Genomic DNA, 18,890 nt, shown 5'->3' with positions numbered 1-18,890 from the left:
TCCCAGGCACACGACTCCGCTTTAGCGCCCCCAAAACGATTATCGGCGGGGATTGCATCAACCAGGTTCACGCGATCCACGCCGATCCCGCCGCCGCCGCGCCGCCGCCCGCCCCGCCGCCCGCCCCGCCGCCCGTCGCTGCCACCTGCGCGCCGCCCGGGGGAACGCCCACCACCCTGCGTTCCGTACCGAGGAATCTTCGCCTCCAGCCGCCCGGCCCGCTCGGCCGACGCGACTACGTTGCCGAGCACCCAACACTCCCTGGAGGACTGATGAACATGCGTCGATCCACGCTCCTGGCAGGAGCGATCGCCATGGCAACGGCGTTGTCACTGGCGGCCTGCGGCACCGACTCGGGTGGCTCGCCGGGGGGAGATCGCAAGGCCGGCGGGTCGGGTGATCACGTGAAGGTGATCCTCGACTTCATCTACAACGGCTCGTACGGCCCGCTCGCGTACGGCACCGACCAGGGGTACTTCGCCGACAAGGGCGTCGACCTCGAGGTCATCCCCGGGCGCGGCGGCGACCTGGCCATGCAGCAGATCAACCAGGGCAAGGTGGACTTCGCGTTCACCGACCTGTCGAGCTATCTGCGGCAGAAGCTGCAGAACCAGACCGAGACCACGGCGGTCTACGTCTGGGTCCCCGACCCGCAGATCTGCATCGCGTCGCTGACGCCGCTCAGCTCGCCGGCCGACATGGCGGGCAAGTCGTTCGCGACGGTGTCGTTCAGCAACGGGCGGACGACGGTGCCCTACGTCCTCAAGCAGAACGGCGTCGACACCAGCAAGGTCAAGGTGCAGCTGCTCGACATCTCGGTCCTCATCCCGCAGCTGCTGAGCGGTGCGGTCGACACCGCCGAGTCGGCGATCCCCGACTCGCTCGCCGAGAACCGGATCACCGCCAAGCGCGCGGGCAAGGACCTCAGCTGTACGGCGCTCTCCGCGTGGGGCTACAAGGACTACGGCAAGATGCTGATCGTCCGCAACGACCTGATCAAGTCGAACCCCGACCTGGTGAAGCGGGTCATCGAGGGCTTCGACGAGTCGCTGCAGAACGCGGTCGCGAACGCGTCGTCCGACGACATCTTCAACGCCCTCAAGAAGGTCAACCCGCAGACCGACAAGCAGAGCATCGCCGACGCGTGGACCGGCTTCAAGGACATGGAGAAGGGCAACACGGGGGCCATCGACCAGGGCTTCGTGACCTACTCGCTCGGCTTCCTCAAGGACACCGAGGGCCTGACGACGACCGCCGCGCCCAACACCTTCTACGACAACTCGTACGTCGAGGGGGCGCGTTGACCGCCACGCCGCTCCTGTCGCTGCGTGGCGTCTCGCACCGCTACCGGCAGTCCGGGCGCGACGTCCAGGCGCTCGAGGGGGTGTCGCTCGACGTACGGGACGGCGAGTTCCTCGTGCTCGTCGGGGCCAGCGGGTGCGGGAAGTCCACGCTGCTGCGGCTGATCGCCGGCCTGATGCCGCCCACGACGGGCGAGATCGACCGGCAGCCGCGGATCGACGAGCGCGGCGGGATCGGCATGGTGTTCCAGCGGCCGGTGCTGATGCCGTGGCGGTCGGTGCTGCGCAACGTCCTGGTCCCCACCGAGATCGTCAGCAAGGACGATGCGAAGCAGGCCGCTCTCGACCTGCTGGCGCGCACCGGGCTGTCCGAGTTCGAGAAGGCCTACCCGCACCAGCTGTCCGGTGGCATGCAGCAGCGCGTGGCGATCTGCCGCGCCCTGCTCACCGACCCGCCGCTGCTGCTCATGGACGAGCCCTTCGGCGCCCTCGACGCGATCACCCGCGAGCGGCTCAACCTGCTGCTCCAGCAGATCTGGGCCGACACCCGCAAGACCGTCGTCCTCGTCACGCACAACATCGAGGAGGCGGTCCTGCTCGCCGATCGGATCGTGGTGATGTCGCCGCGCCCCGGCCGGATCGTCGAGGTCATCGACAACGACCTGCCGCGACCGCGCGGCGTGCACAGCTATCAGGACCCGGGGTTCGCCGAGCTCGGCGTGCACCTGCGCTCGCTCATCGTCGGCGCCGACACGGAGGTGAGCCATGCTTGACGGCGCCCTCCGTACGGTGGTCCGCGGCGTGCTCACGACGGCCGTCGTCGCCGTCGGCGTCGTGGGCGCGTGGTGGCTGATCATCCGCATCTTCGACATCCAGGAGTACGTCGTCCCGCCGCCCGGCGCCGTCTGGACCGCCTTCGTCGACAGCGCGTCCTTCCTCTGGCCGGCGCTGTGGGTGACCCTCTACGAGTCGGTGGTCGGCTTCGCGCTCTCCATCGTCGTGGGCCTCGCGCTGGCCACGATCATGGTCTACTCCCCGCTCCTGCGCGGGGTGATCATGCCGAGCCTGGTCGGCCTCAACGCCACCCCGAAGGTGGCGCTCGCGCCGGTGCTGATCCTCTGGCTCGGTCTCGGCATCAACTCCAAGATCGGGATGGCGTTCCTGCTGTCGTTCTTCCCGGTCGTCGTCAACGCGGTGCGCGGCCTCGACGAGGCCGACCCCGAGCTGCTCGACTACTTCCGGCTGCTCCGCGCCGGCCGGCTGCGCACCTTCCTCAAGGTGCGGCTGCCCAACTCGCTGCCGACCATGTTCGACGGCTTCAAGATCGCGCTCCCGATCGCGGTGGTCGGCGCGGTGATCGGCGAGTTCGTCGCCTCGCAGGAGGGCATCGGCTACCAGATCATCGTGGCCTACTCGACGTTCAGCACCGGGATCGTGTTCGCCGCGGTCATCCTCATCGCCGTCGCCTCCACCGTCCTGTACGGCGGGCTGGTGCTCCTCGAGCGCGTCCTGCTCCGCTGGCGTCCCAGCTCCGGTAAGCCAGCGGTCTGAGCGGAACGGCGTATGCGACAGGAACGGGCATGGAAATGCCCGCTTCCTAGCCTTCCCGCGCCCAAAAATAGGTCGTACTATTCACAAATCTGGAAAGGGGAAAAGCATGTCGATCGCATCGGAGCCCACCGCCGTCCCGAGGTCCTTCTATCGCGACCCGGCCGTCCTCGAGCGTGAGCTGGGGGAGGTCTTCGGACGCAGCTGGCTCTTCGTGGCCCACGAGTCGGAGATCCCGCAGGTCGGCGACTACGTCACCCGCTCGATGGGCGGCGACCCGGTGATCGTGTCGCGCACCCAGGGAGACGGCGTGCGGGTGATGCTGAACTCCTGCACCCACCGCGGCACCCAGGTCTGCAAGGTGTCGCACGGCAACACCACGACCTTCCGCTGCGGCTACCACGGCTGGGTGTTCGGCACCGACGGCGACCTCAAGGGCGTCCCCGGCAGGCGCGCTCTCTACGGTCCGGACTTCGACCTGAGCCGGCTCGGCCTGCGCCAGGCGCGGACCGAGGTGCTGCACGGCCTGATCTTCGCGACCTGGGATCCCGACGCCCCCGACCTGATGACCTCGCTCGGCGAGTTCGGCTGGTACCTCGACGCCTTCTTCGGGCTCTTCCCCGGCGGCATGGAGGTCTACGGCGGCATGCACCGCGTCAACGTGCGCGGCAACTGGAAGATCCACGCCGAGAACTTCTCCGGCGACGGCTACCACCTCCAGGTCGCGCACCGCACCATGTTCGAGCTCGGCGTGATGGGCGACCAGGCCGGCGCCGTCGAGGGCTTCGTGGTCAACGACCCCAACGGTCACTGCCTGCGCAGCCAGTACCTGGCCGACGAGGGAGTGCCCGCCACCGTCTTCGGCTATGAGGACGAGCTGATCGAGAAGGCGCTCGCCGCCGCCGACCCCGAGGTGCGCCGGTTCCGCGAGAAGACGACCGTCATCCATGGCCTGGTCTATCCCAACCTGCTGCTCATCACGACCGCGCCCCGCTACTTCGGCACCGACGCTGACGGGTCGGTTGCGTTCACCCAGCTGCGGGTCCTCACCCCCATCGACCAGCATCACCACGAGGTCGCCTACTGGAGCCTGGTGCCCCGGGACGCGAGCCCCGAGTGGAAGGCCAAGTCGTACCTCTACGTGACCCGCCAGCACGGCGCCGCGTCGTACTTCGAGGCCGACGACCTGGAGAACTTCCGACGCATCGACGCCGGTCTCGGCGCTGTCGCGGGCGCGCGGACGCCGTACAACTACGAGCTCGGGGTCGGTGCCGCAGAGTCCGGGCCGCCGCCGTGGCGGGGGCCGGGCCGGATCGTCCGGCAGGACTTCACCGAGGCCAACCAGCGGACCTTCGTCGGCCGCTACCTCGAGCAGATGGGGGAGCGGGCATGAGGGCCGAGATCGAGGACTTCCTGGTCCACGAGGCCGACCTCCTCGACTCCGGCCGGTACGCCGACTGGCTCGACCTGCTGCACGAGGACTTCCTCTACCGGGTGCCTGTCCCCCTCGCTCGCGAGGACCCGACCCAGAGCCCGTACGACGACGTACTCGAGTTCGCCAACGAGTCGAAGAGCTTCCTCGAGATGCGCTTCCGCCGCATCGCGTCCGACTTCGCCTGGGCCGAGCGCCCGGCGGCGATGGTGCGGCACTTCGTGTCGAACTTCCGGATCACGCCCGAGGGCGGCGACGTCGAGGCGTACGCCGTCCGCACCAACGTGATGGTCGTGCGGGCCCGTCTGCCCGAGGTCCCGGTCATCGCCACCGCGGGGCGGCACGACCGGATCGTCCGGCAGGACGGCGTCCTGCTGCTCGCCTCCCGGGTCGTGCACCTCGACGCCGAGGTCCCCACCGAGAGCCAGCTCGGGGTCATCTTCTGATGACGGGCGAGCGCTGGCAGGTGCACAACGAGTTCGCGTCGGTCGCGCTGCGGGTCGTCCCCTTCGGCCGGGGAACCCGTCTCGAGATCACGTCGGGGCGGCTCGAGGACGTCGGTCTGATCGACCCGACGGTGCTCGAGGCGCTCACCCTGCTCGACGAGCGCGCCCTCATGGCGATCGTCGCGCAGGCCACCGAGATCGGCGCTGATCGAGCCTCCGGAACTTCCCCGGAAGACCATTGACTTCTGGGCAAAAGTAAGACGTACACTGCGTAAATCCGAAGATCGACAACGCCGAGATGCCGTGACATAGGGCGCATGACTTCCGGATGCAAGACGTATACGACATAAATGTCCGAGAATCACGGCCTCGGTGACAGGAGTGAGAGTGTCTTCGAACAGCTTCCGGCTCTGCACCTACGTGGCAGGCGGATTCGCATCGGTCGGCCTGGGTGTCGGCGACGAGCCGGCCCGCGTCATCGACGTCGAGCGCGGCTTCCGGCACCTGCACAGCACCGGCCGCGGCGACTTCGTCGTCTGGCCGACCCGCCTGGAGATGCTCCAGGTGCTCACCAACTGGGACTACTTCCTGCCCCGGCTCGCCCAGCTCGCCGAGGTGGCCGAGAACCTCCCGGCCGACGCCGACTTCGTCCACGCGGCCGACGCCGTCCGCTACGCGCCGCCGATCACCAACCCGGGCAAGATCCTCAACGCGGGCGCCAACTACTACGACCACATCAAGGAGATGGGCACCCCGGAGATGTCTCCGGAGACCGACATCCCCTACATCTTCCCGAAGACGCCGAACAACGCGCTGATCGGCGACGGCGACGCGATCGTGCTGCCGCGCAAGCGCAACTGGGACGTCGCCCAGTACATCGACTGGGAGGCCGAGCTGGCCGTCGTCATCGGCCGCACCGCCGAGGACGTCTCGCCGGAGGAGGCGATCGACTACATCGCCGGCTACACGATCTACCAGGACATCTCCGGGCGCGACAAGATGATCCGCGAGACCGGCCCGTTCTCGTGGGACTGGTACGCCAACAAGTGCAATGACACCTTCGCCCCGCTCGGGCCGTGGATCGTGCCGGCGCAGTTCGTGCCCGACCCGCAGAACCTCTCGATCAAGTCAATCGTCAACGGGGAGGTGCAGCAGGACTCCAACACCAAGGAGATGATCTGGACCGCCGCGGAGATGGTGTCCTATGCGTCCGAGATCACCCGGCTCGAGCCCGGCGACATCGTCGCCACCGGAACCTGCGCGGGCTGCGGCATGGCGCAGGGCATCGAGGTGGGCTGGGACGGCATCAAGGACCTGTTCCCGAACATGTATGCCGGCGGTGGGAACTTCCTCAAGGCGGGCGACGTCCTCGTCACCGAGATCGAGGGCCTCGGCCGGCTCACCAACTCCGTCGTCGCGGCGGGCTGAGGCCGACGAGACGATGCGGGTCATCGGGCAGCGGGTGCGGCACGTCGACTGGCGTGCCGTCACCAGCGGAGCCGCCTCCTATGCCGACGACGTGGCGCACCCCGGTGCGCTCGTCGGGGGCGTGCTGCGCAGCCCGCACCCGCATGCCCGCATCGTCTCGATCAGCACCCGACGGGCCCGTGCCGTGCCCGGCGTCCACGCCGTCCTGACGGCGGCCGACGTCCCCGACCGCACCTACCTCGACTATCGCGCACCCGACCAGGACCGCCGGATGCTCGCCGCCGACGTGGTGCGCCACATCGGCGAGCCGGTGGCGCTGGTGGCCGCGGAGACGGCCGGGGCCCTCGCCGCGGCGCTCGCGGCACTGGACGTGCGCTACGCGCCGTTGCCGGCGCCCACCACGGTCGAGGCCGCGCTCTCTCCCCGGGCGGCGGTCCTGCACCCCGACCGGGGAGAGACCAATGTCGCGTCGACCGTGACCCGCGTGCTCGGCATCGACCCGGACCAGGCGCCGCCGGGCGGCCACCGCGTGAAGCGGCGGTACCGGTCGTCGTACCAGAGCCACGTGACCATGGAGCCGCACACGGTCGTGGCGCACTGGCGCGCCGACGAGCAGCGGCTGCACGTCTGGGCGCCGTCGCAGAACCCGAGGCTCATCCAGCGCGACCTCGCCCAGCTCTTCGGGCTCGAGGTCCCGGCGGTCCACCTGCACGAGCTCACCGTCGGTGGCGACTTCGGCGGCCGCACCCAGATCTCCAGCACCGAGGCCCTGGTCTGCGCGCTGAGCATCGCGACCGGCCGCCCGGTGAAGCTGCGGCAGTCACGGGCCGAGGAGTTCGCGTTCACCAAGTACCGCGTCCCGTGGGACGTCACGCTCGAGGCGGCGTGCGACGTCGACGGGCGGGTCACCACCCTGCGGGCCGACTTCGACATCGACAACGGCGCCTACAACCAGGCGGCCCCCGGCGAGATGGCGTACGGCGCGACCGCGCTCGCGTCGTCGTACCGCTGGCGGGGCTATCGGGCCGACGGCCGCTGCGTCTACACCGCCAAGACGCCGAGCTCGTCCTTCCGAGGCGCCGGCGGGTACGCCGTCACGTGGGCGCTCGAGTGCGCCGTCGACGAGCTCGCCGAGCGGGCCGGCTGGGACCCGATCGACTTCCGGCTGCGCAATGCGGTCGCCGACCCGGGCGAGGTCTCGCTGACCGGCTGGCAGGTGCGGTCGTCGGCACTCGCCGAGTGCCTGGAGACCGTGCGCCGCGAGATCGACTGGGACCGCAGGCGCCAGCAGGGCGGGCCGGGCACCGGTCGCGGCGTGGGCGTCGCCTGCACCATCCACGTGACCGCGCTCGCGCGGGACTACATGCTGCGCTCCTCCGGCGCGCTCGACATCGACGCCGACGGCCGGGTGCACCTGCGCTTCGGCTGCGGCGACGCGGGCACCGGCCAGAAGACGATCCTCTGCCAGGCCGTGGCGGAGAGCCTCGGCATCGACCCCGGCCGGGTCTCGATCGAGGCGACCGACACCGACCGCACGCCGCCCGACGCGGGTGCCGGCGCCTCGCGCGGCAGCTTCGTCTCGGTCAGCGCGGCACGCACCCTTGCGGCCGACGCCCGCGCCCGGCTGACCGAGGTCGCCGCCGCCAAGCTGCACGTTCCGCCGGGCGACGTCCGCTGGGACGGCGGCGACGCGTCCGCCGGACCCGACACGATCTCGCTCGGCGACCTCGCCGTGCTGGCCGCCGGCGACGAGCCGGCCTTCACCGTCGAGAGCACGTGGGTCGGCGACTCGCACGACCCGGCGCCCGACGGGCACGAGGACATCGCGCCGACGTACTCGTTCGCGGCGCACGCGGTCGAGGTCGAGGTCGACGAGGCGACCGGCGTGGTGCGGGTGCTCCGTGTCGTCGCCGCCCACGACTCCGGCACCGTGCTCAACCCGCTGTCGGCTCGCGGCCAGGTCGAGGGCGGCGTGGTGATGGGGATGGGTGCGGTGCTCAGCGAGTCGCTGGTCTTCGAGGGCGGGCGCGTGGTCAACCCCAGCTATGTCGACTACGACGTGCCCCGGGCGGCCGAGTCGCCCGACATCACCACGTGCTTCCTCGGCGACGGCGACCCGGTCGGACCGTTCGGCGCGAAGGGGCTCGGCGAGATCCCGCTGCTCGCCATCGGCCCCGCGGTCACCAACGCGATCAGCCACGCGATCGGCGTGCGGCTGGACGCCGCGCCGCACACACCCGACCAGGTGCTCGCCGCGATCCGCGAGCGGGACGGGCGGTCGCTGCGCACCGGCTCGGTCGGCCGCTCGCCGAAGCGCTGGTGGATCCACGCGATGCGCTGGCTCTACCCGCGCGGGCTGCATGCCACGCTGCGGCGGTGGGGGCCGCGGCTGGCGCCGCCGGTGCCGCCGACGGTGATCCGCGAGCTCGCCGTACCGGACTCGGAGCAGGACGCGCTCGCCCGGCTCGCCGCGGGCGCCCGCCCGCTCGGCGGCGGCACCGACCTGCTCGCCCGGGAGACCCAGGGCCTGCCCGTGCCCGAGCTGCTCGTCGACCTGACCGCCGTCGGCGGTCTCGCCCAGGTGCGCGAGGAGGACGGCGCGCTGCGCATCGGCGGCGCCGTCACCCTCGCCGACCTGGCCGGGCATCCGGCCGCCGACGCGGTGCTGCGCGCGACCGCCGGCTCGATCGCGACCCCGCAGATCCGCAACGCCGCCACCGTCGCCGGCAACCTGTGCCAGGCCAAGCGCTGCTGGTTCTTCCGCAACGGCTTCGACTGCTACAAGCGCGGCGGCGCCACCCGGCCCTGCTACGCCGTCCTCGGCGACCACCGCTTCCACCACGCGGTCGACGACGGCCACCGCTGCCAGGCGGTCACGCCGTCCGACCTGGCGACGCCGCTGCTCGCGCTCGACGCGACGGTCGCGGTGCGGTCGGCGCGCGGCGACCGGGTGCTCGCCGTCGCCGACCTCTACGACGGCCCGGGCGAGACGGTCCTCGCACCCGACGAGCTGGTCACCGCGATCGAGGTCCCGGCCACAGCCCGCGAGCGGACGACGGTCGCGCGCCGACTCGCGCTCTGGCAGGGCGCGTTCGCCGTGGCGAGCGTCGCGGTGTCCGCGCGGGCGCCGGAGTCCGGCGTGGTGGCGGACCTGCGCGTCGTGCTCGGCGGCGTCGCCCCGACCCCGCGCCGGATCCCGGTGATCGAGCAGGCGCTCGAGGGCCGCCGGTACGACGCCCGGGCCGTCGAGCGGGCCTGCGTCGCCTGGGAGCGCGGCACCCACCCGCTCGCGGGCAACCACTGGAAGGTGTTCGCCACCTCCGGGCTGGTGCGTGCGGCGCTCGACGAGCTCTACGGAGGCGCCCGATGAGGAGCGTGCTCGACGTCAACGGCGAGCAGCACGAGCTCGACCTCCGCGGAGCCGAGCGGCTGCTCGACGTGCTGCGCGACCGGCTCGGCCTGACCGGGGCGAAGTCCGCCTGTCGGCAGGGGGAGTGCGGCGCGTGCACGGTGCTCGTCGACCAGCGGCCGGTGCTGGCGTGCGTGACGCCGGCGGCCGTCGTACGCGGTGCGGTGACGACGGTCGAGGGCGTGGCCGAGGCGGCCGAGCCGCTGCGGCAGGCGTTCGCCGACGAAGGCGGCTTCCAGTGCGGCTTCTGCACGCCCGGCCAGATCATGCGGGCGCTCGCGCTGCTCGCCGAGAGCTCGGCCGAGGAGATCGCCGATGGCGGGACGGTGCGTGCCGCCCTCGCCGGAAATGTGTGCCGGTGCACCGGATACGCCGGCATCGTGCGGGCGCTGCAGCGCTGCGCCCCGAACCAGGATCAGGAGGCAACGGATGTCTGAGAGCAACACCCTGACCGTGCCACGCCCCATGGTGCACGCCGAGAGCGTCCGCAAGGCGTTCGGCAGCCACGAGGTGCTCAAGGGCATCGACCTCACCGTGCAGCCACGGGAGGTCGTCTGCCTGATCGGTCCGTCCGGCTCGGGCAAGACGACGCTGCTGCGCTGCATGAATCGGCTGGAGAAGTTCGACAGCGGCCGGATCTGCGTCGACGGCGACTACGTCGGCTACCGGCTGCGGGACGACGGCCGACTGCAGGAGGTCGCCGAGTCCGCGATCTGCAAGCAGCGCTCGTCGATCGGCATGGTCTTCCAGCGGTTCAACCTCTTCCCGCACATGACGGCGCTGGAGAACATCGTGAAGGGCCCGGTCGGCGTCCTCGGCCGCAACCGCAAGGAGGTCACCGCCGAGGCGCGGACGCTGCTCGAGCGGGTCGGCCTCGCCGACAAGGCCGACGCGTACCCGAACAGCCTGTCCGGCGGCCAGCAGCAGCGGGTCGCGATCGCGCGGGCGCTGTGCATGCGGCCCAAGCTGATGCTCTTCGACGAGCCGACCTCGGCGCTCGACCCCGAGCTGGTGGGGGAGGTGCTGGAGGTGATCCACGCGCTCGCCGACGACGGCGTGACCATGGTGATCGTCACCCACGAGATCGGCTTCGCCCGCGACGTCGCCGACCAGGTCGTCTTCATGGACGGCGGCGTGGTCGTCGAGCGCGGCACGCCCGAGGAGATCCTGGAGCACCCGCAGCACGTGCGCACCCAGCGCTTCCTCGCCAGCGTGCTCCGCGACCCCGATGCCACGCGATCACCCCGCTCCCGCCGGGGGGCGCGGTGACGTCGGAGCCGGCCGAAGCGGAGCCGGCGAACCAGCCGGCCGATCTCTTCGACCTCAGCCACAACGTCAACTTCCTGCTCCGGCTCGCCCACGCGCGCGGCGACCTGCTGTTCAACGAGGCGATGGGCGACCTCGACCTGACGCCGCGCCAGGCCGCGCTCCTGCACGCGGTCGACCGGTGCGAGGGCGGCAACATCAGCGTCCTCACCGTCGTCACCGGGATGGACCGCGGCACGCTGTCGGAGATGACGCCGCGGCTGGTCAAGCGCGGCCTGCTCGACCGTCGTCCCGCGCCCGGCGACGGGCGCGCCAAGTCGCTCTACCTCACACCGGCCGGCGACGCGCTGCTCCAGCTGGCCCGGCAGCGCACGGCCAGCCTGCGCGAGCGCGTGCTCGCGTCGATGCCGGAGGAGTACCACGACCTCTTCGTGAAGATGCTCGCCCAGCTGGTCGGTCTCGAGACCGAGACCCGGATCGTCCACGACCTCCCCACCGTCACCCGAAGGAGAACCTGATGAGACTCACCGAGGCCGCCCTCAACCGCCCCCAGTCCGGCGTGCGGAAGATGATGGAGCTCGCGTGGGGACGCGAGGACGTCATCCACCTCGAGGTGGGGGAGCCGGGCTTCGCCACCCCCGACCACGTCATCGAGGCCGCGCACCGCGCCGCCGCGGTCGACCACAAGACCCGCTACTCGCCGACGCCCGGCCTGCCCGAGCTGCGGGAGGCGTTGACCCACAAGCTCGCGAAGGTCAACGGCATCACCGCCCCGGCCGAGCAGGTGCTGGTCACCAACGGCGGCGCCAACGCGCTCTTCGCGACGCTCGGGTCGCTGCTCGACGCGTCCACCTCGGTGCTGCTGCCCGATCCTGGCTGGTCGAACTTCACGATGATGACCCGCGCGTTCGGCGCCCGTCCGGTCTACTACGACCTCGATGCCAAGAACGGCTATCTGCCCGACCTCGACCAGCTCGCGGCGCTCGTCGACGACAGCACCCGCGCGATCGTGCTCAACTCGCCGTCGAACCCGCTTGGCAGCGTCATCGACGTCCGGCTGGCCGAGCGGCTCTTCGAGTTCGCCGCGGCCCACGACCTCTGGATCGTGTCCGACGAGTGCTACGACGGCGTCGACTTCTCGGGCGACTTCGTCAGCATGGGCTCGCTGGAGGGCGCCCCGGAGCGGGTGATCTCGGTCTACAGCTTCTCCAAGGTCTACGCGATGACCGGCTGGCGCGTCGGGTACGTCGTCGTCCCGCCGGAGGTCGTGACGCCCGTGCTCGGCCTGCTCCAGCCGAGCGTCATGTGCGTCAACACCCCGGCCCAGTACGCCGCGCTGGCCGCGATCACCGGCCCTCAGGACTATCTCGACGTCTGGCGCGAGCAGTACCGCGGCAACCGCGACCTGGTCCTGGACGGGATCGCCGGCTCCCGCTACCGCGCGCTGCGGCCCGACGGCGGCTTCTACGTCTGGCTGGACGTGCGCGACTACGGCCTCAGCAGCGAGGACTTCGCGGTCCGGCTGCTGCTCGACCACGGCGTCGCGACGACGCCCGGCACCGCGTTCGGCGCCAACGGCGAGGGCTATCTGCGGCTCTCGCTCGCCACCACCACCGACGACCTGGCGACCGGCGTGGCCCGGCTGCTGGCCGTCTGAGCACCAGGAGTCCCTCCGTGACCGTCAGAACCGCACCGCCGGGACGCGCCGGCTTCGTGCACGACCCCGAGGCGATCGACGCCGTCCATCGCGCGCTCCGTCAGGCGGGCGTGGACTTCGCGGCGTACCTGCCCGAGACCATCCTCTACCCGGTGATGCGGGCGCTCGAGGACGACCCCGAGGTGCTCAGCGTCTCGGTCGCCCGCGAGGACGAAGGCGTGGCGATCGCCGCCGGCGCCTTCCTGGGCGGCCGCTGGCCGGTGCTCCTCACCGAGGCGTCCGGGCTCGGCCTGAGCGGGCTGATCCTGGCCCGCGCGATCGTGCAGCGCACGCCGATGCTGATCCTGGCCGGCCACAACGAGGCGCTCGGCGAGCGCCACGACTACACCGCCGCGGCGCGGCGGGTCAGCGAGCCGCTGCTGCGCGGCCTCAACATCCCGTACGTCGTCGTCCGCGACAAGCGCGAGATCGGCACCGTCGTCCGCGAGGCCCAGCTCACCGTGCGCGGCGACCGCCGCCCGGTGGCGGTGCTGTTCCCGCGGCACAGCCTGCACGTCGAGGAGGAGCACGCATGAACCGCCGCGAGGTGCTGGAGATCTTCGCCCGCCACCGAGGCGACGCGCCCGCGGTGACCGGGCCGAGCTTCGGAGGGCGCGTGCTCCACGAGCTGGCCCACGAGCCGGCCACGATCTACAACATGGAGCTGGCCTATCCGACGGCGCTGTGCCTCGGGCTGGCCCTGGCGCTGCCCGACCAGCGGGTGTACGCCGTCGAGGGCGACGGGTCGATGATCGCCGGCATGGCGACCCTGACCACGGTCGCCCGCTGCGCGCCCCCCAACCTGGTCGTGTTGGTGATCAACAACCGCTCCTTCGCGAGCACCGGCGCCCAGCCGACGGCCGAGGCGGGGTCCGCCGACCTGGTCGCGATCGCGCGCGGCGCGGGCATCGGCTCCGCCGTACGGGTGAGCGACGTCGGCGAGGCCGAGGAGGCGCTGAGCAAGGCGGCCGTGACGCCCGGGCCGCACTTCGTCGTCGCCGACGTCGAGCCCGAGGACGTGCGGACGGCGGGCAGCTCGCAGGCCTATCCGTTCGACATCGTCGAGGCTGCGGTCGTCTTCCGGCGCGCGCTCGAGGACCGCGGCCTGGTGCCGACGATCTGGGCTGTCTAGATGTGGCGTACACGCGTTATCTGACGATTCCGCAGTCCCGAAAAACCAAGGATCCTCGAATCCAAATACGTCGTACTATGCATGAATTTGAATGACCGGACATTCCGGACGAACAGGTGGAATGGAGACCCGCGTGAACAAGCAACTCACTGGCCGTGTTCGACTCCGCGCGGCCCTGGCCGGCGCCGTCGCCGTCCTGGTGGCCACCTCCCTGGCGGGATGCGCCTCCGATGATGCGAAGGGCGACTCGGGCAGCCACGCGGCGAAGAACGCCGAGGCCGCCAAGCTGCTCCCCAAGGCCATCGCCGACGCCGGAGTGGTCCGGGTCGCCTCGACCTTCGGCTACCCGCCGGAGCAGTTCTACGAGGAGGACGGCAAGACCCCGACCGGTTTCTCGGTCGAGATCGGCAAGGCGCTCGGCGAGCAGCTGGGCGTCGACTTCAAGTTCGAGAACGTCAGCTTCGACGCGATCCTCCCGGGCATCGAGGCGAAGCGCTACGACATCGCCATCTCCTCGATGAGCATCACGCCGGAGCGCTCGCAGCAGGTCAACTTCGTCAAGTACATGGACGCCGGCGGCTCGCTGCTCGTCAAGGGGGACAACAACGACATCAACGGCCTGCAGGACCTCTGCGGCAAGACGGCGGCCAACACCACCGGCTCGCTGCACGGCGCCTACCTGGAGGAGTACAGCAAGACCGACTGCGTCGCCCAGGGCAAGCCGCCGATCAAGGTCGTCAACTTCTCCGACGCGGCCGCGCCCAACCAGGCGGTCGCGACGGGGCGCGCCGACGTCTGCTACCGCGACTTCACGGCGAACGCCTACATGGCGCAGAACTCCAACGGGCAGTTCAAGGTCGTCGGCGGCATCGTGAAGACCAGCCCCTACGGCATCGCTGTCGGCAAGAGCGACCTGCAGCTGGCGGAGGCCATCAATGTCGCGCTCAACGCCATCATCAAGGACGGCGAGTACGACAAGATCCTCTCCAAGTGGAAGGTCGACGAGGCCGCCATCACCCAGTCCGAGGTCGTCAAGGCGACGGCCTGATCCGCACGACCCGACTGGCTGCCCGGGTCCCGTCGCCTCCATCCCTCCCGATCGGAGCGCGGCGGGCCCGGGTGGACTCATGTCCCGATCGCCGGAAGGAGCGGGCCGTGACCGAGGGTGACGCCTCTACGTGGAACGACGACGAGCTGGTGTTCGCGGAGCCGTGGCAGGGCCGGGCCGCCGCCCTGGCCCGGGCCTGGGTGGACGCCGCCGAGGCCGGCGCCTTCCGCTCCGGCCTGTCGGCGACCCTGGCCGAGGACCCGACCGCGCGCTACTTCGAGTCGATGGTCGGCGCGCTCGAGGCGGCGGCCCTCGGCAGCGGCCGGGTCGCGGCCGACCAGCTCGACCGAGCGCGGCTGACCGCGGCGACGTACGCCGTCACGGACCCCGAGCACGGCGCCATCGAGGTGCTCTCCCTCCTCGTCGACGAGGGCAACCGGGTCTGGGCGGTGCCGCTCTTCGGCTTGGTCGACTGGCGGCGGGTGCACCACCTCGAGGCCTACTGGGGGAGCGCCCCTTCGTCGTCCGTGGCCGGGATCCGCGCGTTCGACCGCGAGGAGCGCCCGCTGGCCGACGTACCGGTCGAGCGGGCCAAGCTCGAGCGCCTGCTCTCCGACGTGCTCTTCCCGCCCCGCCTGTAACTCGGTGTTCGTGAGTCCACCACGGGGTTGTGACGCGTCATGACTCCGTGGTGGATGACGTAACACCGTGGTAGATGGTCGGTGCGCCCCGGAGCCCGTTCAGCAGGCCGATCCTGCGCGGCCGGCGCCGATCATCGCGTCCCGCGAGACCAGGGCGGCCAGCGCCTCCTCGGTCCAGCCATCGGTGCCGGCCGGGCGCTCGGGCAGCACCAGGTAGCGGGTCTCGGACGTCGAGTCCCAGACCCGCACCTCGACGTCGGGCCCGAGCTCGACGCCGAACTCGCGGAGCACCGCCCGCGGCTCGGCGACCGCGCGCGAGCGGTAGGCGAAGCTCTTGTACCAGAGCGGCGGCGCCCCGAGCAGCGACCACGGGTAGCAGGAGCACAGCGTGCAGACCACCAGGTTGTGGACGTCGGGGCCGTTCGCGACGACCCGGACGCGGGCGCCCTCGATGCCGCCGATGCCGAGCTCGGCCGCGGCCGCTGTGCCGTCGTCGAGGAGCCGGGCGCGGAACGCGGGGTCGACCCAGGCCCGCGCGACGACGCGCGCGCCGTGATGCGGACCGAGGCGCTTTTCGACGTACTCGACATATTTGTCGATCGCGTCGGTCGATGCGAGGCCGCGCTCGACGAGCAGTGCCTCGAGGGCCATGGTGCGCAGCTCGAACTCCGAGCGGGCGCGCCGGGAGCGGGGGCTGGCGTAGTGCTCGTGTCCGTGCTCGTCAGTCATGGTCGGCTCCTGTCAGGTAGTGCTCGGTGAGGTCGACGCGCACGCTGAACTCCGGCTCCTCGCCGACGCCCCACAGGTCGGTCGAGCGGAAGGCGACGGTGTAGACGGTTTCGGCGGGGGCGCCGCGCGGCCGGTCGAGGGGATGCTCGGCGCCGCAGATCCGCTCGATCTGGCCGACCGTGCCGCGGACGTAGCGCGGGCACCGGTTCACGCCTGTCGAGGCGCGCCCTTGGCGCACCAGAACCCGCTCGCCAACGGCGAATCGAGCCTCGACGGGGGCCGGGAGACGCTGGGCCGTGGACATCAGGTCGTCCATCAGCGCGACCAGTCCGTCCGACTCGCTCCGCGGCACGACGTGTGCGCCGGCCGCGATCTGGTCGCGGCAGCGGGCGACGTCGCCGGAGGCGATCGCGCCGCGTCGGACCAGCAGCTCCTCGACGGCCAGCAGCCATCGCGCGAAGTACGGCGAGCCGAGGTAGGCCGCCGGCGGCAGGCCCTCGATCCAGGGCCGCAGCGACTCGCCCGCGGCCTGCAGGGCGAGCGCGTGGGCGCGCAGCTCCCAGGCCTCCGTGGCGACCCGATCGGAGCCCGCGACGCGCACCGGCCCGAAGCCCTCGAGGCCCCCGAGATCGTGCACGCCGTCCACAAATACATCGTACACTGCATAAGTTGCTACGACGAGGAGATCGCATGAGCAAGCCCCGCATCGCCGTCTTCACCGGCCCGATGCCGACGATCGCCAACACGCCGCCGCTCGTGACGGACGCCGGCGCGCTGCGTCCGCAGCGGCTGGCCGCACCCGTGAAGGTGCTGGTGGAGGCGTTCTCCGCGCACCCGCTCGAGGCGCAGGCGGCGCATCTCTACGGCCCGCCCGACGGCTGGCTGGACGGCGACGGCCGGCTCGTCGCCGAGGAGCCGCCCGGTGGCGGCACGCCCGTCTTCGAGGTCGAGCTCAAGCCGGACGACGGCCTCTTCCTGCTGCCCTACGCCGCGCGCCGCGCCGACGGCCGCCCGTGGGAGGCGGCGACGGAGCCCGCCGCCGCGGCGGACACCCGGCAGACCTTCCTGCCCGACGCCCGTCGCCTCTACGAGGAGATCGAGCGGTTCGAGGTCGGCGGCGACGGCCGCCCGGTCGCGCTCTCGGAGCTCGCGGACTTCGACTTCCTGCGCGCCGCGCCCGGTGGTGGCTACCCGCGGGAGGGCGAGCGGCTCGGCGTGGACTACTTCCCCTACGAGCCGCCGCACCTGGTGCGCGAGCCCGACCTCGCTGCCCTCGCCCGGATCACCGACCAGGTGCAGGAGGCCGCCGCGAGCGGTCGGTACGCCGGCCTGCAGTGGCTGGAGAGCAGTGCCACGGTCGAGGAGACGCTCTACTGGCTCAACCTGGTCATCGACACGACCGTGCCGATCGTCGGGCACGCCGCGCAGCGCAGCCACCGCGCGATCGGCGACGACGGCGCGAAGAACATCCTCGACGGCGTCCGCTTCATCCGGTCGGGCGTCTGGGCCGACGCCGACGGCCGCGACCGGCTGGGTGCCGTCCTGATCGTCGACGAGATGGTCCTCGCCAGCCGCGAGGTGGCGAAGGTCGACGCGCGGCCGGGCGGCTATGTCGCCGTCGGCGGCCATGGCGGCGTGGTCGCCGACCTGGGCGCGCACTGGGGGCCGCGAGTCACCTACGTCCCCGAGCGGCGGCACACCGCGATGTCCGCGCTCCGGCTGCCCGAGCTCCCGGGCGAGGTCGACGGGGTCCAGGGCGACCTGTCCGGCGTCCGACGCACCCGGGTCGCCGTCAAGGACGCGGACGGCCGCCTGGTCGGCGCCGCGATGCCACGGGTCTCGATCGTCCCGTTCGGCCACTACGCCGAGGAGGCGATCGGCCCCGACGCGCAGGCCGTCCCTGACGCGGGCGTGCTCGGCCAGGTCGAGCGTGCGCTCGCGCGCGGGGGCCTGGCCGGGCTCGTGGTCGAGGGGATGGTGCCGTACGGATCGACCGATCCCGGCATCGACCGGGCGCTGCGGATCGCCGTCTGTGCGGGCATCCCGGTGGTCCGGGTCGGCCGCGGTCACCCCGGCGGGATGGTCTTCCGGCGTGACCCGTGGGCGATCGCCGGCGACAACCTGACGGCCAACAAGGCGCGGATGCTGCTCACCGCTGCGCTGCTCCGGCTCGGCGCGCTGCCGCCCGCGCGCGATCCCGTCGCGCCGACGGAGGCCGAGTGCGCGGCGATCCGCGCGCGGCTGAACGCCTTCCAGGACGTCTTCGACACCCACTGACAGAGAGCGCAGGTGCACGCATGACGGTCGAGCACGTCAATCCCGACTCGCTGGCGCCGCCGAACGGCTACAGCCACGTCACCGTCGCGACCGGACGGTCGCTGGCGTTCCTCGCCGGCAAGATCGCGGTCGACCCGGCCGGTGTGCTGGTCGGCGCGGGCGACTACCGGACCCAGGGGCGGGTCGCGGCGCACAACCTGTGGCTGGCGCTGCAGGCGGTCGGCGGCCGCCCCGACCAGCTGGCCCGGCTGGCCATCTACATCGTCGACCTCACGCCCGAGCGGGAGAACGACGTCCTGGCCGGCATGGCGGAGGCGGCGCTCGAGTCGGGCATCGGGCCGACCGCCGGCATCCTGATCGGCGTCTCCGCCGTGGGGATCCCCGGCGCCCTGGTCGAGATCGAGGCCGTCGCAGTGCTCGATTGACGCGGATTGCAACGTAAACCGCGCAATTTTCATCCCTCTCGAATTCTTCCTCCCGCAAACAAAGGAAGAACTCTTGACGCCCACTAGCAACTATGTCGTACTGGTCATAAGT

20 protein-coding genes are annotated in these 18,890 nt (G+C 71.4%); 18 read left to right on the top strand and 2 right to left on the bottom strand.

Annotated elements, in window-relative coordinates; all coding sequences use genetic code 11:
- Positions 1-314: 314 nt before the first annotated feature.
- The 16 genes from AB4880_RS05315 to AB4880_RS05240 all read left to right on the top strand — a co-directional run bounded on the left by AB4880_RS05315 (position 315) and on the right by AB4880_RS05240 (position 15,347).
- Positions 315-1,304, top strand: coding sequence for an ABC transporter substrate-binding protein (locus AB4880_RS05315; RefSeq protein WP_367918169.1), 990 nt, complete (start codon positions 315-317; stop codon positions 1,302-1,304).
- Positions 1,301-2,074 carry an ABC transporter ATP-binding protein gene (locus AB4880_RS05310; protein ID WP_367918168.1) on the top strand — a complete coding sequence of 258 codons (774 nt, stop codon included), beginning with the start codon at positions 1,301-1,303 and terminating at the stop codon, positions 2,072-2,074. Before AB4880_RS05315 ends, AB4880_RS05310 begins: the two co-directional genes overlap by 4 nt.
- Entirely contained in the window at positions 2,067-2,852 is a 786-nt protein-coding gene (locus tag AB4880_RS05305) for an ABC transporter permease (RefSeq protein WP_367918167.1), read from the top strand. Before AB4880_RS05310 ends, AB4880_RS05305 begins: the two co-directional genes overlap by 8 nt.
- 106 nt (positions 2,853-2,958) lie before the next feature.
- Positions 2,959-4,242, top strand: coding sequence for an aromatic ring-hydroxylating oxygenase subunit alpha (locus AB4880_RS05300; RefSeq protein ID WP_367918166.1), 1,284 nt, complete (start codon positions 2,959-2,961; stop codon positions 4,240-4,242).
- Positions 4,239-4,727 (top strand): aromatic-ring-hydroxylating dioxygenase subunit beta, encoded by a 489-nt coding sequence (locus tag AB4880_RS05295; protein WP_367918165.1) that lies wholly within the window; start codon positions 4,239-4,241, stop codon positions 4,725-4,727. The genes AB4880_RS05300 and AB4880_RS05295 overlap by 4 nt, the downstream gene beginning before the upstream one ends.
- Complete coding sequence (locus AB4880_RS05290; RefSeq protein ID WP_367918164.1) at positions 4,727-4,969, top strand: hypothetical protein; 243 nt, start codon at positions 4,727-4,729, stop codon at positions 4,967-4,969. The genes AB4880_RS05295 and AB4880_RS05290 overlap by 1 nt, the downstream gene beginning before the upstream one ends.
- A gap of 145 nt (positions 4,970-5,114) precedes the next feature.
- Positions 5,115-6,155: a fumarylacetoacetate hydrolase family protein gene (locus AB4880_RS05285; RefSeq protein WP_367918163.1), complete on the top strand. Its 1,041-nt coding sequence runs from the start codon at positions 5,115-5,117 to the stop codon at positions 6,153-6,155.
- Between the two features lie 13 nt (positions 6,156-6,168).
- A complete protein-coding gene (locus AB4880_RS05280; RefSeq protein WP_367918162.1) occupies positions 6,169-9,525 on the top strand; it encodes a molybdopterin cofactor-binding domain-containing protein in 3,357 nt (1,118 codons plus the stop codon).
- Entirely contained in the window at positions 9,522-10,001 is a 480-nt protein-coding gene (locus tag AB4880_RS05275; RefSeq protein WP_367918161.1) for a (2Fe-2S)-binding protein, read from the top strand. The genes AB4880_RS05280 and AB4880_RS05275 overlap by 4 nt, the downstream gene beginning before the upstream one ends.
- A complete protein-coding gene (locus AB4880_RS05270) occupies positions 9,994-10,833 on the top strand; it encodes an amino acid ABC transporter ATP-binding protein (protein ID WP_379229390.1) in 840 nt (279 codons plus the stop codon). Before AB4880_RS05275 ends, AB4880_RS05270 begins: the two co-directional genes overlap by 8 nt.
- On the top strand, positions 10,830-11,348 hold the full coding sequence (locus AB4880_RS05265; RefSeq protein WP_367918160.1) for a MarR family winged helix-turn-helix transcriptional regulator: 519 nt from the start codon (positions 10,830-10,832) through the stop codon (positions 11,346-11,348). Before AB4880_RS05270 ends, AB4880_RS05265 begins: the two co-directional genes overlap by 4 nt.
- Positions 11,348-12,487 carry a pyridoxal phosphate-dependent aminotransferase gene (locus AB4880_RS05260; RefSeq protein ID WP_367918159.1) on the top strand — a complete coding sequence of 380 codons (1,140 nt, stop codon included), beginning with the start codon at positions 11,348-11,350 and terminating at the stop codon, positions 12,485-12,487. Before AB4880_RS05265 ends, AB4880_RS05260 begins: the two co-directional genes overlap by 1 nt.
- A gap of 17 nt (positions 12,488-12,504) precedes the next feature.
- Positions 12,505-13,062: a thiamine pyrophosphate-binding protein gene (locus tag AB4880_RS05255; protein WP_367918158.1), complete on the top strand. Its 558-nt coding sequence runs from the start codon at positions 12,505-12,507 to the stop codon at positions 13,060-13,062.
- Entirely contained in the window at positions 13,059-13,658 is a 600-nt protein-coding gene (locus AB4880_RS05250; protein ID WP_367918157.1) for a thiamine pyrophosphate-dependent enzyme, read from the top strand. Before AB4880_RS05255 ends, AB4880_RS05250 begins: the two co-directional genes overlap by 4 nt.
- A gap of 133 nt (positions 13,659-13,791) precedes the next feature.
- The gene (locus tag AB4880_RS05245) at positions 13,792-14,706 is read left to right on the top strand and encodes an ABC transporter substrate-binding protein (RefSeq protein WP_367918156.1); all 915 of its coding nucleotides are present in this window, start codon (positions 13,792-13,794) and stop codon (positions 14,704-14,706) included.
- Between the two features lie 107 nt (positions 14,707-14,813).
- Entirely contained in the window at positions 14,814-15,347 is a 534-nt protein-coding gene (locus tag AB4880_RS05240) for a hypothetical protein (RefSeq protein ID WP_367918155.1), read from the top strand.
- A gap of 99 nt (positions 15,348-15,446) precedes the next feature.
- Here AB4880_RS05240 and nthA read toward each other — a convergent pair whose 3' ends face one another.
- Positions 15,447-16,076: a nitrile hydratase subunit alpha gene (nthA, locus tag AB4880_RS05235; RefSeq protein ID WP_367918154.1), complete on the bottom strand. Its 630-nt coding sequence runs from the start codon at positions 16,074-16,076 to the stop codon at positions 15,447-15,449.
- Positions 16,069-16,722, bottom strand: coding sequence for an SH3-like domain-containing protein (locus AB4880_RS05230; protein ID WP_367918153.1), 654 nt, complete (start codon positions 16,720-16,722; stop codon positions 16,069-16,071). Before AB4880_RS05230 ends, nthA begins: the two co-directional genes overlap by 8 nt.
- A 44-nt stretch (positions 16,723-16,766) precedes the next feature.
- On the opposite strand from AB4880_RS05230, the gene AB4880_RS05225 reads away from it, so the two are divergent.
- Both AB4880_RS05225 and AB4880_RS05220 read left to right on the top strand, forming a co-directional pair.
- The gene (locus AB4880_RS05225) at positions 16,767-18,353 is read left to right on the top strand and encodes an asparaginase domain-containing protein (protein WP_367918152.1); all 1,587 of its coding nucleotides are present in this window, start codon (positions 16,767-16,769) and stop codon (positions 18,351-18,353) included.
- A gap of 20 nt (positions 18,354-18,373) precedes the next feature.
- Entirely contained in the window at positions 18,374-18,778 is a 405-nt protein-coding gene (locus AB4880_RS05220; protein ID WP_367918151.1) for a RidA family protein, read from the top strand.
- The last annotated feature ends 112 nt before the right edge of the window (positions 18,779-18,890 follow it).

It is taken from the genome of Nocardioides ginsengisoli (assembly GCF_039537225.1).
Classification (GTDB): domain Bacteria; phylum Actinomycetota; class Actinomycetes; order Propionibacteriales; family Nocardioidaceae; genus Nocardioides; species Nocardioides ginsengisoli.
The sequence above is the reverse complement of the archived record's forward strand: the minus strand, read 5'-3'. Positions and strand labels throughout refer to the sequence as shown.

What these genes read in the sequence shown, in the direction of transcription:
- AB4880_RS05315 (WP_367918169.1), top strand. Translation starts at nt 315, where the DNA reads ATGGCAACGGCGTTGTCACTGGCGGCCTGCGGCACCGACTCGGGTGGC.
- AB4880_RS05305 (WP_367918167.1), top strand. Translation starts at nt 2,067, where the DNA reads ATGCTTGACGGCGCCCTCCGTACGGTGGTCCGCGGCGTGCTCACGACG.
- AB4880_RS05300 (WP_367918166.1), top strand. Translation starts at nt 2,959, where the DNA reads ATGTCGATCGCATCGGAGCCCACCGCCGTCCCGAGGTCCTTCTATCGC.
- AB4880_RS05295 (WP_367918165.1), top strand. Translation starts at nt 4,239, where the DNA reads ATGAGGGCCGAGATCGAGGACTTCCTGGTCCACGAGGCCGACCTCCTC.
- AB4880_RS05290 (WP_367918164.1), top strand. Translation starts at nt 4,727, where the DNA reads ATGACGGGCGAGCGCTGGCAGGTGCACAACGAGTTCGCGTCGGTCGCG.
- AB4880_RS05280 (WP_367918162.1), top strand. Translation starts at nt 6,169, where the DNA reads ATGCGGGTCATCGGGCAGCGGGTGCGGCACGTCGACTGGCGTGCCGTC.
- AB4880_RS05275 (WP_367918161.1), top strand. Translation starts at nt 9,522, where the DNA reads ATGAGGAGCGTGCTCGACGTCAACGGCGAGCAGCACGAGCTCGACCTC.
- AB4880_RS05270 (WP_379229390.1), top strand. Translation starts at nt 9,994, where the DNA reads ATGTCTGAGAGCAACACCCTGACCGTGCCACGCCCCATGGTGCACGCC.
- AB4880_RS05260 (WP_367918159.1), top strand. Translation starts at nt 11,348, where the DNA reads ATGAGACTCACCGAGGCCGCCCTCAACCGCCCCCAGTCCGGCGTGCGG.
- AB4880_RS05250 (WP_367918157.1), top strand. Translation starts at nt 13,059, where the DNA reads ATGAACCGCCGCGAGGTGCTGGAGATCTTCGCCCGCCACCGAGGCGAC.
- nthA (WP_367918154.1), bottom strand. Translation starts at nt 16,076, where the DNA reads ATGACTGACGAGCACGGACACGAGCACTACGCCAGCCCCCGCTCCCGG.
- AB4880_RS05225 (WP_367918152.1), top strand. Translation starts at nt 16,767, where the DNA reads ATGAGCAAGCCCCGCATCGCCGTCTTCACCGGCCCGATGCCGACGATC.
- AB4880_RS05220 (WP_367918151.1), top strand. Translation starts at nt 18,374, where the DNA reads ATGACGGTCGAGCACGTCAATCCCGACTCGCTGGCGCCGCCGAACGGC.